A 14,858-nucleotide genomic window follows, 5' to 3' on the forward strand; every position below is an offset into this window, starting at 1 on the left:
GTCAGGCCGCGGCTATCGCCAGCGCATGCCCGCGCGCGTTTTCCCGCAGCGCGTCGAGATGGATCGACTTGACCAGGCCGGCGAGATCGCCCTCGGTGGCCGGACCGCCGAGGTCCTTCAGCATCAGCCAGCTGACCTCCTGCACGCCGGCGAGGCGCTTGCCGTTGGCGACTTCGCGCCAGATTTTGAGCGCGCGCAGGATGATGCCATGGGTGGAAGCGGCAAGGCCGGCGCCGCGGAACAGCGCCTGCAACGCAACGTCCTGGCCGCCTGCGAGCAAGGCCCGCACCCGCTGCTCCGACTGCTGGCTGAGCGCAACCAGGGCCGAGCCGAAAAAGTCGACCTTGCCGTGGGCAATGGCACGGATGATGAAACTTGCGGTCAGGTCGCCGCGCAGGCGCAGATGTTCGATAAGTGCCGCATGTTCCTCAGTGCGCGTGCCTTCGACCAGCCGCACCGAAGCCTTGACGCAAGCATCGCGCGTGACCCGCTCGGCTCTGGCCGCCCCCATCAGCGCCATCACCAGCGGCGAAGCCTTCAGCGTTTCGCCGAGCTTGACCAGCAGCATGTGCCGGCAGTCGGCCGGCAGCCGCACATCCGTGACCATTGCCTCGCGCAAATGAGCGATATGGCCATGCCGCTCGGCGATGCGGCGGAAGGAGAGCGAGGCTATGTCGGCGCCGTCATTGGCGAGCAGCGCCGCACACGCTTCCGGTTCGCCGATCTCGGCGATCGCCGCGGCAACCGCCATCGAAACGACCGGCCGGTCGGCGATCAGTTTTTGCGTCGCCTTGTGCCCGGCCGCGACGCGGTCGATCAGGTCGGCGTCCGTCAGCAGCGGGGAGCGCGCCAGCACCAGGGCTGCCACTTCCGGCTGATCGGAGGCAAGCGCGCTGATGATCTGCAGCGGCGCGTGATGGCTCATCGACAGCGCTTCGGCCATAGCCAGCCGCACCTTCGACGAGGCGTCGTCGAGCAGCAGCGTCAGCGCCGCTTCGGCCGCGCAACGGTCTTCGAAAGGCAGGTCGGAATTGACGTAGGCGCGGGCCAGCGCGCTCGCCGCCGCGGCGCGCTCCGAAACTCTCGCGGTGTAGATCCATTTGAGAAAATGCGAGACAACCATACTGCCTGCTACGCCCCTTGCCGGAAAGCTTCCGGCCCCAGGAATGACCCTAGGCAGAAATGGTTTACGAACGGTTCACCATGTTTATTAACTGGCTTGCGGGTGGCATGGGCAGCGCCTATCAACCGTCAGGCAGCGGAGGAGAAAAACGATGCCCGGGCTTTATCTCGAAGAGTTCGTCGTCGGACATGTCTTTCGGCACACGCTGCGCAAGACCGTCACCGAAAGCGATAACATGCTGTTCTCGGTGATGACGCTGAACCCGCAGCCGCTGCACATCGACTTCGACTTCGCCGCCAAGAGCGAATGGGGCAGACCGCTGGTCAATTCGCTGTTCACGCTCGGCCTGATGATCGGCATTTCCGTCAATGACATCACCGTCGGCACCACAATTGCCAATCTCGGCATGAGGGAGACAGTGTTTCCGCACCCGGTCTTCCATGGCGACACCATCCGTGTCGAAACGACTGTGATCTCGGTCAGGGAATCGAAATCCAAGCCGGACCGCGGCATCGTCGAGTTCGAGCATCGCGCCTACAATCAGAACGATGTGCTCGTCGCCAAATGCACGCGCCAGGCGATGATGATGAAAAAGGCGGCCTGATGCGCTCGCTGCTGTTTGTGCCCGGCGATTCCGAAAAGAAGCTGGACAAAGGCTTTGGCGCCGGCGCCGACGTGGTCATCGTCGACCTTGAGGATTCCGTGGCGCCACAAAACAAGGCGTCGGCACGCGACATCGCGGCACGCTTTATCGGCGGCAACCGGCAGCAGACAAGCTCCGCCATCTATATCCGCGTCAACGATCTCTCGACCGGGTTGACCGACGACGATCTGGCCGCCCTGGTTCCGGTCAAACCCGACGGCATCATGCTGCCGAAGTCGAACAGCGGCCAGGATGTCCAGCAGCTATCCGTAAAGCTCCGCGTACATGAGGCCGAAAACGGATTGCCGGATGGCGCGATCAAGATCCTGCCGATCATTACCGAGACCGCTGCTGGGTTGCTGGCCGCCGCGACCTATGCCGGGGCAAGCGCCAGGCTTGCCGGCCTCACCTGGGGTGCCGAAGATCTGTCGGCGGCGATCGGCGCGCAGGCTGCGCGCGACGACAACGGCCGCTACACCGATGTCTTCCGCCTTGCCCGCACCATGACCATCCTTGCCGCCGGCGCAGCTGAAGTCGCGGCGATCGACACGGTTTTCCCCGCCTTTCGCGACATGGCCGCCTTCGAAGCCGAATGCACGGAGGCCGAGCGTGACGGCTTTACCGGCAAGATGGCGATCCATCCGGCGCAAGTGCCGGTCATCAACGCCGCCTTCACGCCATCGGCGGAGGCAGTGCAACGCTCGCAGGCCATCGTCGCGGCCTTCGAGGCGGCCGGAAATCCCGGCGTGGTCGGCATTGACGGCAAGATGTATGACCGGCCGCATCTCAGGCTCGCCGAACGGCTTCTGGCTCGCGCCAAGGCAGTCGGGGTTTAGTCCCGCGCCAGCACGATGACCCGGTCCTCAGGCAGGTAGGCCAGCGCTTGCGACTTCAACGGGTTGACGGTGACGCCGCCCAGAGCCCGCTCATCACTCTGCGCAGCGCGAACGCGCCTGTGTCCGATGGCGATCTCGCCGCGCAGGCGCGCCGATTCCGCGATCGTCCAGAACGTCACCGGCTGGTCGATGGCGACATAGTCGCCGACCGGACGCATGTAGATTTCGGAGCCCTCCTCGTCGAGCAGGTCATCGAAGATCGCGGCGAGATTCTGGTTCTCCGATGCCTGCGCCAGCATCAGGCTGACCAGCCGGTTGCTGACGACGAAGTCATCGGCCTTGGTCACCGCCGCCAACTCGCGGTTGCGCACGTCGATCATTTCGCTGACAATCGAGATATGCGTGCCGGCATTGTCTGCGATTTTGCGCAAATGCAGCAGCGTCACCAGCGTGCGCGTATCGGCGGGCTGCGCTGCCATGGTCTCGCTGTAGCCGAGGACGAGCACGTGGTCGTAGGAAGGCACGTCCAGGCTTGCCAGTGCTGTGCTGCTCGACGTGTCGGTGATCCGGCAGGAAACCGACAGATTGTCGCCGACGACCGGCAGCCCGGCAACTTCCTGTTCGAGGCCTGGCGTATCGGCGGCGATGGTCAGGATCGAACCAGGCGCGACATAGCGCGACAGTTCATAGGTTATGATCGGACCGCGCCGGTTCCAGCCAAGGATCAGCGTGCGCTCCGGCTTCGCCTCAATGGGCTGATGGCGAAGAATCGCCGCGGTATCGATCTTGGCCGCCGCGCTTCCCAGCTTGATGGCGGCATCGTCCTCGGCAATGATGATGGCGCGCATGTCCTTGCCGATCACCAGCTCCGACGGTGGGTTGAGATTGACGCGCCCGGTTTGGTCGCAGAGCCCGATCAGCGCGCAATGCTCATACGCCATCACTGCCTCGCCGAAGGTCTTGCCGGTGAGATCAGGCTGCTCGGTCGTGTAGATTTCGCAGCCGTCGAAATCGAGCAGCTCCGAATAGACGCCGCTGAGACCCGACTGCCGGCTCGAATGCACGACGATGCGCGAGATCAGCTGGTCGGCCAGGACAAGCTGTACCTCGGCCCCGCCGACGACGCGGGCGACCTCGGCGTTCTTTCCGTCGCGGATCTCGGCGGCGATGTTATAGGGCGCCGTGCGCCGGTTCGGGTCGTTGGCCAGCGCCAGCACCGTCTTGATCACCTGCGAATCCGGGTCGTCGCCGTCCGGCGACAGCACGATGATCGAGCGCGAGGTCTGCGGGTTGATGATGGCCAGATCGTAGAGGTCGGTCGGGTCGCCGCTGCGGCAGATGATGCGTGTATTGCCCAGTCTGCCGACTTTGGCGGCGATCTCGTCCTCCATCGCCACCTTGTCCATATTGGCCATGACGACAATGCGCGGATGGCGGCGGCTGGCATTGGCAATGACGAGTTCGGAGATGACGTCGAAGATCGACGGCGACCAGTTGAGGATGATGGTGTGGTCGCTCTCCAGCACCCGCGAACGGCCCTTGCGCAATTCATCGAGCTTGCTGTCGACGCCGGCGCTGAGCACGCCGATGAGGGCCGACACGACGAAGATGCCGGCGAGCGTGACAAACAGCATGACGAGACGAAAGGCCCAGCCGGTGTCGCCGCCCATCGTGCCGGAATCGAGCGTGCGCATCAGCGATTCCCAGAATGCTTCGAAGAAGTTCAGCGGTTCGCCGCCCTCCGGCGCGATGCGGGTCACCGCAAGGAAAGCCGCGGCGGCGATGATGATCAGCAGCGAAGTGACGGCGAGCCAGCCGATCAGCGCGATCGGCCCGGCCGCCATGCTCTTGTCAAACCCATAGCGCAGCCGGGTTCGCAGCGAGTCTCGTTTCTTCATGTCGCCGGCGACCCCCAATATCCTATGATCGATGCGCCAACCCCACGCATCGCCAAGCCGCTGTCTTAGCCTGTGTTTAAATAAAGGGGAATCGCTTTCGGGTGTCAGCCGTTCCACGGCCCAGTATAATCGGCATAGAGCTTTGCCGGATCGGGCCGCGGCCGTTCCGGCGCCGGGCCCTGGTAGGAGCCGACATGGATGAAGCCGACGACGCGCTCCTGCGGCGCCAGCCCCAGGATCGCCCTGCCCTCCGCGACGTCGGAATACCAGTTGCTGATCATGTTGGTGCCATAGCCCAGCGCGTTGGCCGCGATCATCAGGTTCAGCGCCGCCATGCCGCCGGACAGGAACATTTCCCATTGCGGGATTTTTGGATTGTCCTTCGGAACCGACACCACGCCGATCACCAGCGGCGCGCGGGAAAACCGCGCAAGCTCCTGGTTGCGGCGGTTTTCCGGCAGCGGCCCTTCGCGCTGTTCGGCGAGCGCCGCCAGCTTCCTGCCGATCTCGACGCGCGCCTCGCCGCGATAAAGGATGAAGCGCCACGGCTCCAGTCGGCCGTGATCGGGCACACGGCTTGCAGCCGCGATCATGGTCGCGATATCGCCATCGCTGGGCGCCGGTTCCTTCAATTCAGGAATCGGTGCGGAGTTTCGGGTCAGCAGGAAGTCGATGATCGGCGACGCCATGGGGGCCAGGTCTCCTAAAGCACTCGATTTTGAGCTGAAGCGCGCCATTGCGGATCGGGGCGGCTCGGGCATTGGCGCGGGCGCGCCGGACGAAAGAACCTGTTGCCAAGGTGGTCGGACTCTTAAGCCTTGAAATTGCCACCGCCTTGGGCTTCAACGCAAGGCATGTTTGAGGGGACATCGCGCCTTTTCCTGATTTGGCTCGCCGTAGCGCTGTTTGCGCCGGCGTCAATGGCCATGGCGCAGAATGCCGACGGCATCGGCAATCTGAAACTTCCCGATATTTCGAGCTATGCGACGCCCAAGGGCGAGACGCCGCTGGCGCTCAGTGGCGGCGGCGCCATAACGCTGTCGGCGCAGTTGACCGACAAGGGCGCCGACATCACGCGCGGCATCGTCTGGCGCGTCTTCAAGCCCGAGGCCGCCGGCGACGGCAAGCTGCCGATGGTGGCTTCCGCGCATGGCGGCAGCGCTGTGTTCCAGCTCGAGCCCGGCAGCTATCTGGTCCACGCCTCCTACGGACGCGCCGGCGCCACCAAGCGCATCACCGTCGGCAAGGACGCCAGGCGCGAAAGCCTGGTGCTCGATGCCGGCGGCCTCAAGCTCGACGCGGTGCTGTCGGGCGGCGTGCGTATTCCGCCGAAAAAACTGCGCTTCTCCATTTATGAGGGCACCGCCGAGGCCAATGGCGACCGCGCTTTGATCATTCCCGATGTCGAGCCGAACAGCGTCGTGCGGCTCAACGCCGGCGTTTATCATGTCGTCTCCACCTATGGCGCGGTCAATGCCGTTATTCGCTCCGACATCCGTGTCGAAGCCGGCAAGCTGACCGAAGCCACCGTCGAGCATCGCGCGGCGGAGGAGACCATGAAGCTGGTGCGCGAGACCGGCGGCGAGGCCATCGCCGATACATCCTGGTCGCTGCTCAACGAATCCGGCGATCCGATCAAGGAGGCCGTCGGCGCCTTCGCCTCGATGGTGCTGGCCGAAGGCCAATACACCATCATCGCCAAGAACCGCGACCGCATCTACCAGAAGGATTTCACCGTGGTCGCTGGGCAGAACCAGGAGATCGAGGTGCTGGCCACCGAAGCCTCGGCCATCGATCCCGAGGAAGGCGCCGACTGACCGGCGCGCCCATTGGCCTCGGTTTGGCTCTCAGTTGAAGTGGTAGTTCAGGGCTACGTCAGGCGGCCTTGCGCAGGCGGCGCTGCAGGAAGTGGACCCGGCCGCGCGGCGCGTCGGGCGCCAGATCGAAGACGCCGCGATGAAGGCGATCAAGCAAGGTCTTGCGGTCGCGCAGCGGCTCCAGCTCATCCCAGCGCAGTACGTTGCCGACGCGAACGTCGATCGCTTTGCCGGACAGCCGCGCGAATTCGCGGATGAGCATTGAAAGGCGCAACGTCAGCGACGCCTTGCCGACGAATTTCGCCAGCCTTCCTTCGCGCTCCCCCATGTTCATCGGGCCGCTGACCAGATGGAACAGCCGGCCGTTCTGCCCGGAAAAATGCATCGGCACCACCGACGCCTTGGCGTCCTGCACGAGGCGCGCCGGAAACATCTTCCACGGCAGGTCGCGCGCCCGGCCAAAGCCTTTCGGCGCGGTGGCGACGCCGCCGGCCGGAAATACGACGATGGTGACGCCCTCTTTCAACAGCCGCACTGCCTCGTGGCGCACCGCCATGTTGTTCTTCACCGCGTCCTTGGTCTCGGAAAAGTCGATCGGCAGCGAGTACGGTTCCATCTCGCGGATCTTCAGCAGATCCTTGTGGATCATGACGCGGAACGGACGCCCGAGCTGCTCGACGAGCGACAGCACGGCAATGCCGTCGCCAATGCCGAACGGGTGGTTGGCGACGATCACCAGCGGCGTGTCGGGCAGCCCCGCCGGCGGCCACTGATCGGTGCTGCGCACCTTGACGTCGATCAGCTGCAGCATGCGGCTGAACACCCGCTCGCCGGTCGGCGCCACCTGGCGGCGCCAGAAATCATAGAGCGCGGCATACCGGTCGCGCCCCGACAGACCTTCAATGGAATGGATGAACCAGCGCGTCAGCGCCGGCTGGCTCGCATTGGCGTAGGAGAGTTCGGGAAACGGTCTTTCCCGTATCTTCAGCTTGAGCATGGGGGCTCGTTACAAGGTTGGCGTGACAGGCATGTGAAAATGGCGGTGGATCGCTCCACCGCCATTTCTCCGAAATATTGATTGCTCAGGCCGCGTTGCGCCTTCGGTCGGGCGAAACAGCCTCGTCGGAAAGCAGCTTCAGCGCGTCGGCCAGCTTGAGCGATTCCTGATCGCGCGAGCCAAGCCGGCGGATGTTGACCGTCTCCTCCTCCGCCTCGCGCTTGCCGCAGACGAGGATCACAGGAACCTTGGCCAGCGAATGCTCACGCACCTTGTAGTTGATCTTCTCGTTGCGCAGATCCGGTTCGGCCAAAAGTCCTGCCGCCTTCAACTGTGCGACAACCTTTCGCGCATAGTCGTCAGCATCCGAGGTGATCGTCGCCACAACCACCTGCAGCGGCGCGAACCACAGCGGGAAATGGCCGGAATAATGCTCGATCAGGATGCCGAGAAAGCGTTCCATCGAACCGCAGATGGCGCGATGCACCATCACCGGCTGCTTCTTTTCCGAATCCGAACCGATGTAGAAGGCGCCAAAGCGTTCCGGCAGATTGAAGTCGACCTGCGTGGTGCCGCACTGCCATTCGCGGCCGATGGCGTCCTTCAGCACATATTCGAATTTCGGCCCGTAGAAAGCGCCCTCGCCCGGATTGATCGAGGTCTTGATGCGGTTTCCCGATCGCGTCCTGATCGTATCCAGCACGTTGCCCATGATCGCCTCGGCATGATCCCAGGCCTCGTCGGTGCCGACGCGCTTATCCGGCCGCGTCGACAGCTTCACGCTGACATCGTCGAAGCCGAAATCGGCGTAGGTCGACAGGATCAGATCGTTGATGCGCAGGCATTCCGCGGCCAGTTGCTCCTCGGTGCAGAAGATATGCGCATCGTCCTGCGTGAAGCCGCGCACGCGCATCAGCCCGTGCAAGGCGCCGGACGGTTCGTAGCGATGCACATTGCCGAATTCCGCAAGCTTTACGGGCAGATCGCGATAGGATTTCAACCCATGCTTGAATATCTGCACGTGGCCCGGACAATTCATCGGCTTCAGCGCGAACACGCGGTCGTCGTCGGTGTCGTCGCCGGCCACCGTCACCTTGAACATGGCATCGCGATACCAGCCCCAGTGGCCCGACGTCTCCCACAGGCTCTTGTCGAGAACCTGCGGTGCGTTGACCTCCTGGTAGCCTTGCTCGTCGAGGCGGCGGCGCATGTAGTTGACCAGATTCTGGAACATCTTCCAGCCCTTGGCGTGCCAGAAGACGACGCCCGGCCCCTCTTCCTGGAAATGGAACAGGTCCATCTCGCGGCCGAGTTTGCGGTGGTCGCGCTTCTCTGCCTCTTCCAGCATCGTCTGGTAGGCATCGAGTTCAGCTTGCTCGGCCCAGGCCGTGCCGTAGATGCGGGTCAGCATCGGGTTGTTCGAATCGCCTCGCCAATAGGCGCCGGCCACCTTCATCAGCTTGAACGCGTTGCCGATCTGGCCGGTCGAGGCCATGTGTGGGCCGCGGCAGAGATCGAACCAGTCACCCTGGGAATAGATCTTGAGATCCTGGTCTTCGGGAATGGCGTCGATCAGCTCGAGCTTGTAGCGCTCGCCCTTCTCGGCAAAGACCTTTTTCGCCTTGTCGCGCGACCAGACTTCCTTGGTGAACGGCTTGTTACGCGCAATGATCTCGCGCATCTTCTTTTCGATCACCGGGAAATCGTCAGGCGTGAACGGCTCGTTGCGGGCGAAGTCGTAATAGAATCCGTTCTCGATCACCGGCCCGATGGTCACTTGCGTTCCCGGCCACAGTTCCTGCACGGCCTCCGCCAGCACGTGTGCTGCATCATGACGGATGAGTTCCAGCGCGCGCGGATCGCTGCGGGTGATGATCTCGACCTTGCCGGACTTGCCAAGCGGGTCGGAAAGATCGCGAACGGTGCCGTCGATGGCATAGGCGACAGCCTTCTTGGCCAGCGACTTCGAGATCGATTCGGCGAGGCCCGCACCGGTCATCGCCGCGTCATAGTCGCGGACGGAGCCATCGGGAAATGTCAGGGAAACGGAATTCAGCATCGGGTATCTCCTATCCAGTCCCGCAAACGAGCGCGGGTGGTCGTGGTGTGAAGCCGGAGGCATCCGGCAGCGGGCGGGTTTTAGAGGCCACGCGGCATCAGGTAAAGAGCCGTCGTTGGCGCAGCTGTCAGGAAATGGCGCGACAGATGTCGCAGGCCAGTCGCACAGGCTTGCGAATTTCCCCGACACGAGGTTGGAATCCCCGGCATGGAAGACGCAAAATCCAGCCGAACCGCCTTGGGCGTCGCGCGCATGCGGGCCCTCCACCAGTTCTCGCAGCAGGCGGCGCTGTTTCGCGACCCATATGCGAGTGCGATACTGGGCGATGCCGCACCGACGGTGCAGGAGCTCGAGCAGGAAGGTGAGCGCAGCCGGCGCATGCGCCTGTTCGTGGCAGCGCGCGCCCGCCTCGCCGAGGACTGGCTGGCTGCGGCGGTGCGCCGGGGCGTCCAGCAAGTGGTGGTGCTCGGCGCCGGCCTCGACACTTTCTCGCTGCGCAATCCGTACCCTGATGTCGCGGTGTTCGAAGTCGATCACCCGGCGACACAGGCCTGGAAACGGAAATGCATCGCCGATGCTGGTCTTGCCGAACCGCGGGCCACCATGTTCGTGCCGGTCAACTTCGAGCGCCAGCGCCCCGCGGATGGCCTGGCATCGGCCGGTTTGCGGCAGACCGAGCCCAGTTTCTTCATCTGGCTGGGTGTCGTTCCGTATCTGAGCCAGGACGCAATCTTCAGCACCCTGTCCTGGATTGCCGGCATGCCCGGTTCGGAGGTCGTCTTCGACTACAGCGAGCCGGCCGAGAACCGCGATGCGGCTGGACAGGCTGCCCTCTCTTTCCATGCGGCGCGCGTCGCCGCTGCCGGAGAGCCCTGGATCAGCTTCTTCGTGCCCGCGGCACTGGCGCAATCGCTGCGCGAGCTCGGCTTCGATGAGATCGAAGATCTGGAAAGCAGCGACATCGCCGCCCGCTTCTCCAGGACGCCAAAGGCGGAGACAAGGAATTCCGGCGGCCACATCCTTCGTGCCCGCCGGAGCACTTGAAGCTAAAGCAAGTTCACTTCACCAGTTGCGGCAACTCCCTCAGTAACGCCGCGCGTGTCGCCGGGCCTTTCGGCATGTCGATCGGCTTGGTGTCGACGACCAGCCGGGCGAAGACGATCCGGCGGCCGCCCTTTTCGGCCCAGCCGACGAACCAGCCCAGCGCGCGCTTGTCCTTGCTGTTTCCCAGCCTGGTGCTGCCGGTTTTGCCCCGCACCGTCCAGCCGCCGGCCTGGAAAGTCGGCAGGATGGCTCGGGTCATCTCATGCGCCTTGGCAGAAACCGGCATCTTGCCGGCGAGCAGCTGGCGCAGGAAGGCTGTCTGTTCGACCGGCGATATCTCAAGCGAGGAATTTATCCAGGATTGCGTGAGCCCGTTGTCCTTGTCGGCATCGCCCGAGACATCCATGTTGCCGTAGCCGAATTTCGAGACGTAGAGGGCAAAGCTTTTTGCGCCGAGCCGGCGCACGATCTCGCGCGAATACCATACGATCGAGTCGCGCTCCCAGATAGTCGGGTCGACGGCTTTGTGGTCGCGGCTCACGGCCCTGAATTCAGGCTTGTAGTCCCAGGTCGGCGTATGCGCATCGCTCAGGATACCGCTGTCGTAGCCGATCAGCGCCAGCGGCACCTTGAAGGTCGACGCCGGGCTGACGCGTTGGTCGCAGACGCCGCTTTGATAGAGCGTCTCGCCGCTCGCCGCGTCCTGGATAAGCGTGCAGGCGACATCGCCAAGCGGCGCCGATTGCGCCCGCATCGGAAATCCCAGAAACCAGGCCAGCAGGAAGAGGACCGCGGCAATGATGAAGGGATGGGTTTCGATCCGACGCATGTGGGCTCTCCTGGGAATGAACAGGAGGCGCTTAGCGAAGTGTCTTGGCTCGATTTTGACTCAAATGCGCAGTCTTTGTGCAGCCCGTTGTTAACCTTACCGGATTGTAAAGAAATGCCGCGCTGGCGATCTGGATCAGGGACCAGCGCGCCCGCCGTCAGGCCTCGCCGCGCTTCCTGCCGATCTGCCAATAACGCCATGGCATGAACCAGACATAGCGCTGATCGAGTACCTCCGGCACGCGATCGATGCCATGCGAACCGAAAGGGCCGCAGCGCAGCACGCGGAACAGCCCCATGAAGCCGCCGGCCCACAGACCATGGCGGGCGATCGCCTCATGCGCGTATTCGGAACAGGTCGGCAGATGCCGGCAGGAATTGCCGACAAATCCGGACAGCGTCAGTTGATAGAGGCGCACCAGCGACGTGCCGAAAATGCGGCCGGGTGTTTTGCGCCAGGGACCGGGCCAGTTGCGCCCGCGCCGGGTCCGTCCGGCGGCATGCACATGCCGATGCTGGTCGCCCACCGCAGTCTCTTTCCGAACGCGACCCGAAACCGGCTTCCGGGTCAGCTTGCGTTTCCAAACCGATAGATGTGAGCTTCGGCCGGCAAACGCAATCCTCTTCACTCACTCGCCTCTTTGTCGGCTTCAGGGTCGCGAGCGGCGAAAGGGATGCCGCTCCGCTGGAGCCGCCCAGCGGGTGGCCGGCCTTTGCTCGGTGCGCTGCACATGATGCTGCCTGTCGCCACGCCATTGAAACGTCGCGATCCGCATCACATCGCCAGAGATTTCCAGAAACTGGATCATGTCCGTGTCTCCTCTAAGAGCGGATTAGACGCCCGCTGGCCTTCGCCTTCAAACGAGTATAATTTCCGGTTCGGATAACTTCGGGTTATGCGAAATGAAGCGCGGACGGTTGCCCCTGACGGCGTTGCGAAGTTTCGAGGCAGCCGGCCGGCAATTGAGCTTTAGCCGGGCCGCCGAGGAGCTGTTCGTCTCGCAGGCCGCCATCAGTCGGCAGATCCGCGAACTCGAGCAGTTCCTGCACCAGCCCTTGTTCCACCGTCACCACCGCCGCGTCGAGTTGACCGAGGCCGGCCAGCGCCTGCTCGATCAGCCGGTCAGGAGTTTCGATGACATCGACAGGCTGCTTTCGGACCTGGTGGCTGTTCCGGCGCAGTCGGTGGTCCGCGTCAGTGTCGAGCCGTCGCTGGCCTCGGTATGGCTGTTGCCGCGGCTCAACCGCTTCAGCCAGTTGCGGCCCGATATCGACGTTTCCCTCGAAGTTGACCCAAGGCCGATCGAGTTCCGCAGCGATCAGCCCGAACTCGCCTTGCGCTTCAGCGCGCGCGCCACCTCATGGCCGCGCAGCGAGGCCGAATGGCTAGCCTCGACCGTCGATTCACCGGTCCTGTCGCCTGCCTTGCTGGGATCGGGCCCTGCCCTCGAAAAGCCGCTCGACCTTGCCCGCTACACGCTGTTGCACGAGGAAAATCGTCAGGGCTGGGCGCGCTGGTTCGAAGCGGCTGGCGTCGCCGCCGACGCCATTCCGGCGCGCGGCCCTATGCTGGCGGATGTGTCGCTGTCGAAGCAGGCCGCCCTGCTCGGCCACGGCGTGGCGCTGGGCGACCTCTTGCAGATCGGCGAGGAGATTGCGTCCGGCGCGCTGATCAAGCCGTTCGACATCGACGTCGCATCCGGCGCCTACTGGCTGGTGGCCAGGAGTTTGAAGGACCTGCCGGAGCCGGCTAAGGCCTTTGCCGACTGGGTGAGAAGCGAATTTGCCGAAAGCAGACGGGCGCAGGAACAGCAGACCTAAGCCGTCGTGCTTCTTAAGCCCTCGGTTCTATTTCTGCTGCGCGCCGGATGACATCACTCGGCCGTCGAAATTGACCGTCGTCTCGCGCCAAGCCTGGTAGCTATCGGCATAAATCGCAAGGCCAATGAAGGGCGCACAACGGGTAATCGCCCGAACTGCGCTGTCATCGAACTTCTTGCCCTGTGGTTCTGTTGCAAGATTGAGTACCTTCGGCGGCGCCGCCAGCGAACCATCCCGGTTAAAGCTGATTTTGACGCGTGTGGCCACAAGTTCGTCGCCGACGGGGATAATCCAGCAGCCAGCCAGCTTGTCAGCGAGGTAGGCGGCAGCCTTCTGCTGCGAGGCGTTTTCTGCGCCGGCAGCATAGCCACTCGTGACCAGCGAAACCACAAGGCCCGAAGCCACCATCAACCAATGCAAACACTTCCTCCGTCATGTCCTGCGCGAAGCCCGCGCTATGTCACGCTGCTTCTTCTGCGCGTTTCTTCTCGATTTGACCGATGGCATCGACGACCGCATCGAAGGTCAGCATGGTCGAGGCATGGCGCGCCTTGTAGTCGCGCACCGGCTCCAGATATCTCAGATCGGCAAAGCGGCCTTGCGGCGGCGCGCCGTTTTCCTTGAGCATCTTCAGCATGGTGTCGCGCACCGCCCGCAATTCGTCGGCGCTGGCGCCGATGACATGTTGAGCCATGATCGAGGACGAGGCCTGGCCGAGCGCGCAGGCCTTCACGTCATGCGCGAAATCGGTGACGACGCCATTGTCCATCTTGAGGTCGATGGTCACCGTCGAGCCGCACAATTTGGAATGGGCCTTGGCCGTCGCATCCGGATGATCGAGCCGGCCGACGCGGGCGATGTTTCCGGCAAATCCCAGAATTTTCGCATTGTAGACGTCGTCAATCATATTTTTCCAATCCGTCGCCGCCAAGCGAACAGCGATTGCCGTTGTACCGTCTTTCATTCGCTGCGTACGAGCATATATAATGGTGGCAGTCGGGTATCGACAAGGCAACGCAAAGCCATCGTCCTTGCCCATTTCGTTCACGCCGCTTGCGGGCTGGAAACCGGGCGAGTTTTCAGCACCCGAAAGGTCGTGGTCCGTTCAACTCGTTCCTCCTGAGAGAGGAACTACGGGAGACGCCTTTATGGATGCCGTCATCAAGAAAATAATGCCCCCTTCCGACTATCTGGACAAGCCGGTCACCGACAGGCCGAGCGAAGCCGAGGTCGAGGCCGCCGTGCGCACGCTGTTGCGCTGGACCGGCGACAATCCGGACCGCGAGGGCCTGATCGACACGCCCAAGCGCGTCACCAAGGCCTTTCTCGAAATGTTCAACGGCTATGACATGTGCCCGGCCGAAGAGCTCGGCCGCACTTTCGAGGAAGTCGCCGGCTATGACGATCTCGTCATCGTCAGGGACATCCAGTTCCACTCGCATTGCGAGCACCACATGGTGCCGATCATCGGCAAGGCGCATGTCGGCTACCTCCCGGATGGCAAGGTCGTCGGCCTGTCCAAGATCGCCCGTGTGGTCGATATCTTCGCCCATCGCCTGCAGACTCAGGAGGCCATGACCGCACAGATCGCCGGCGTCATCCAGGACGTGCTCAATCCGCGCGGTGTCGCCGTCATGATCGAGGCCGAGCATATGTGCATGGCCATGCGCGGCATCCGCAAGCAGGGCTCCACCACGCTGACCTCGACCTTCACCGGCGTGTTCAAGGACACGCCCGAGGAACAGGTCCGTTTCGTCACCATGGTGCGCGGCCTCGGGGCGTAAGCCTCTCG

16 protein-coding genes are annotated in these 14,858 nt (G+C 63.4%); 6 read left to right on the forward strand and 10 right to left on the reverse strand.

Annotated elements, in window-relative coordinates:
- Nucleotide 1 precedes the first annotated feature (1 nt).
- Nucleotides 2-1,123, reverse strand: coding sequence for a DUF2336 domain-containing protein (locus NKJ18_RS05345; protein WP_352757926.1), 1,122 nt, complete (start codon nt 1,121-1,123; stop codon nt 2-4).
- A 91-nt stretch (nt 1,124-1,214) separates the two neighbouring features.
- Here NKJ18_RS05345 and NKJ18_RS05350 point away from each other — a divergent pair, with 91 nt between their 5' ends.
- Together NKJ18_RS05350 and NKJ18_RS05355 are read left to right on the forward strand one after the other, a co-directional pair.
- Complete coding sequence (locus NKJ18_RS05350; RefSeq protein ID WP_460221791.1) at nt 1,215-1,727, forward strand: MaoC family dehydratase; 513 nt, start codon at nt 1,215-1,217, stop codon at nt 1,725-1,727.
- Complete coding sequence (locus NKJ18_RS05355) at nt 1,727-2,602, forward strand: HpcH/HpaI aldolase/citrate lyase family protein (protein ID WP_023753331.1); 876 nt, start codon at nt 1,727-1,729, stop codon at nt 2,600-2,602. Before NKJ18_RS05350 ends, NKJ18_RS05355 begins: the two co-directional genes overlap by 1 nt.
- Here NKJ18_RS05355 and NKJ18_RS05360 read toward each other — a convergent pair.
- Nucleotides 2,599-4,500, reverse strand: coding sequence for a CASTOR/POLLUX-related putative ion channel (locus tag NKJ18_RS05360; protein WP_352757927.1), 1,902 nt, complete (start codon nt 4,498-4,500; stop codon nt 2,599-2,601). The genes NKJ18_RS05355 and NKJ18_RS05360 overlap by 4 nt on opposite strands.
- Before the next feature lie 104 nt (nt 4,501-4,604).
- The gene (locus tag NKJ18_RS05365; RefSeq protein WP_023735303.1) at nt 4,605-5,189 is read right to left on the reverse strand and encodes a nitroreductase family protein; all 585 of its coding nucleotides are present in this window, start codon (nt 5,187-5,189) and stop codon (nt 4,605-4,607) included.
- Between the two features lie 165 nt (nt 5,190-5,354).
- Here NKJ18_RS05365 and NKJ18_RS05370 point away from each other — a divergent pair, with 165 nt between their 5' ends.
- Nucleotides 5,355-6,317 carry an RgsD C-terminal domain-containing protein gene (locus NKJ18_RS05370; protein WP_023735302.1) on the forward strand — a complete coding sequence of 321 codons (963 nt, stop codon included), beginning with the start codon at nt 5,355-5,357 and terminating at the stop codon, nt 6,315-6,317.
- A gap of 58 nt (nt 6,318-6,375) precedes the next feature.
- Here NKJ18_RS05370 and NKJ18_RS05375 read toward each other — a convergent pair whose 3' ends face one another.
- On the reverse strand, nt 6,376-7,314 hold the full coding sequence (locus NKJ18_RS05375; protein ID WP_352757928.1) for a lysophospholipid acyltransferase family protein: 939 nt from the start codon (nt 7,312-7,314) through the stop codon (nt 6,376-6,378).
- An 85-nt stretch (nt 7,315-7,399) separates the two neighbouring features.
- A complete protein-coding gene (thrS, locus tag NKJ18_RS05380) occupies nt 7,400-9,373 on the reverse strand; it encodes a threonine--tRNA ligase (protein WP_352757929.1) in 1,974 nt (657 codons plus the stop codon).
- Between the two features lie 207 nt (nt 9,374-9,580).
- Here thrS and NKJ18_RS05385 point away from each other — a divergent pair, with 207 nt between their 5' ends.
- Nucleotides 9,581-10,417: an SAM-dependent methyltransferase gene (locus NKJ18_RS05385; protein WP_023695453.1), complete on the forward strand. Its 837-nt coding sequence runs from the start codon at nt 9,581-9,583 to the stop codon at nt 10,415-10,417.
- Nucleotides 10,418-10,430: 13 nt separating this feature from the next.
- Here the strand turns inward: NKJ18_RS05385 and blaOXA are convergent, their stop codons facing one another.
- From blaOXA to NKJ18_RS05400, 3 genes are all read right to left on the reverse strand, one after another.
- Nucleotides 10,431-11,246 (reverse strand): class D beta-lactamase, encoded by an 816-nt coding sequence (blaOXA, locus tag NKJ18_RS05390; RefSeq protein ID WP_352757930.1) that lies wholly within the window; start codon nt 11,244-11,246, stop codon nt 10,431-10,433.
- Nucleotides 11,247-11,403: 157 nt separating this feature from the next.
- On the reverse strand, nt 11,404-11,772 hold the full coding sequence (gene yidD, locus NKJ18_RS05395) for a membrane protein insertion efficiency factor YidD (RefSeq protein WP_023667617.1): 369 nt from the start codon (nt 11,770-11,772) through the stop codon (nt 11,404-11,406).
- 123 nt (nt 11,773-11,895) lie between these two features.
- Nucleotides 11,896-12,054: a hypothetical protein gene (locus NKJ18_RS05400; protein WP_352757931.1), complete on the reverse strand. Its 159-nt coding sequence runs from the start codon at nt 12,052-12,054 to the stop codon at nt 11,896-11,898.
- 94 nt (nt 12,055-12,148) lie between these two features.
- On the opposite strand from NKJ18_RS05400, the gene NKJ18_RS05405 reads away from it, so the two are divergent.
- Complete coding sequence (locus tag NKJ18_RS05405) at nt 12,149-13,066, forward strand: LysR substrate-binding domain-containing protein (protein WP_352757932.1); 918 nt, start codon at nt 12,149-12,151, stop codon at nt 13,064-13,066.
- A 27-nt stretch (nt 13,067-13,093) separates the two neighbouring features.
- Here the strand turns inward: NKJ18_RS05405 and tolA are convergent, their stop codons facing one another.
- Nucleotides 13,094-13,474 carry a cell envelope integrity protein TolA gene (tolA, locus tag NKJ18_RS05410; RefSeq protein ID WP_023667620.1) on the reverse strand — a complete coding sequence of 127 codons (381 nt, stop codon included), beginning with the start codon at nt 13,472-13,474 and terminating at the stop codon, nt 13,094-13,096.
- A 52-nt stretch (nt 13,475-13,526) separates the two neighbouring features.
- Complete coding sequence (locus tag NKJ18_RS05415; RefSeq protein ID WP_023691130.1) at nt 13,527-13,973, reverse strand: iron-sulfur cluster assembly scaffold protein; 447 nt, start codon at nt 13,971-13,973, stop codon at nt 13,527-13,529.
- Between the two features lie 241 nt (nt 13,974-14,214).
- Here NKJ18_RS05415 and folE point away from each other — a divergent pair, with 241 nt between their 5' ends.
- Nucleotides 14,215-14,850, forward strand: a complete 636-nt coding sequence (gene folE / locus NKJ18_RS05420) for a GTP cyclohydrolase I FolE (RefSeq protein WP_023667622.1) — start codon at nt 14,215-14,217, stop codon at nt 14,848-14,850.
- Nucleotides 14,851-14,858 lie beyond the last annotated feature (8 nt).

The sequence above is a fragment of the Mesorhizobium sp. M0217 genome (assembly GCF_040321955.1).
Lineage (GTDB): Bacteria > Pseudomonadota > Alphaproteobacteria > Rhizobiales > Rhizobiaceae > Mesorhizobium.

Excerpts from the sequence above, each read along its gene's own strand:
- NKJ18_RS05345 (WP_352757926.1), bottom strand. The coding sequence starts at position 1,123 with ATGGTTGTCTCGCATTTTCTCAAATGGATCTACACCGCGAGAGTTTCG.
- NKJ18_RS05355 (WP_023753331.1), top strand. The coding sequence starts at position 1,727 with ATGCGCTCGCTGCTGTTTGTGCCCGGCGATTCCGAAAAGAAGCTGGAC.
- NKJ18_RS05360 (WP_352757927.1), bottom strand. The coding sequence starts at position 4,500 with ATGAAGAAACGAGACTCGCTGCGAACCCGGCTGCGCTATGGGTTTGAC.
- NKJ18_RS05365 (WP_023735303.1), bottom strand. The coding sequence starts at position 5,189 with ATGGCGTCGCCGATCATCGACTTCCTGCTGACCCGAAACTCCGCACCG.
- NKJ18_RS05370 (WP_023735302.1), top strand. The coding sequence starts at position 5,355 with ATGTTTGAGGGGACATCGCGCCTTTTCCTGATTTGGCTCGCCGTAGCG.
- NKJ18_RS05375 (WP_352757928.1), bottom strand. The coding sequence starts at position 7,314 with ATGCTCAAGCTGAAGATACGGGAAAGACCGTTTCCCGAACTCTCCTAC.
- thrS (WP_352757929.1), bottom strand. The coding sequence starts at position 9,373 with ATGCTGAATTCCGTTTCCCTGACATTTCCCGATGGCTCCGTCCGCGAC.
- NKJ18_RS05385 (WP_023695453.1), top strand. The coding sequence starts at position 9,581 with ATGGAAGACGCAAAATCCAGCCGAACCGCCTTGGGCGTCGCGCGCATG.
- blaOXA (WP_352757930.1), bottom strand. The coding sequence starts at position 11,246 with ATGCGTCGGATCGAAACCCATCCCTTCATCATTGCCGCGGTCCTCTTC.
- NKJ18_RS05400 (WP_352757931.1), bottom strand. The coding sequence starts at position 12,054 with ATGATCCAGTTTCTGGAAATCTCTGGCGATGTGATGCGGATCGCGACG.
- NKJ18_RS05405 (WP_352757932.1), top strand. The coding sequence starts at position 12,149 with ATGAAGCGCGGACGGTTGCCCCTGACGGCGTTGCGAAGTTTCGAGGCA.
- tolA (WP_023667620.1), bottom strand. The coding sequence starts at position 13,474 with ATGGTGGCTTCGGGCCTTGTGGTTTCGCTGGTCACGAGTGGCTATGCT.
- NKJ18_RS05415 (WP_023691130.1), bottom strand. The coding sequence starts at position 13,973 with ATGATTGACGACGTCTACAATGCGAAAATTCTGGGATTTGCCGGAAAC.
- folE (WP_023667622.1), top strand. The coding sequence starts at position 14,215 with ATGGATGCCGTCATCAAGAAAATAATGCCCCCTTCCGACTATCTGGAC.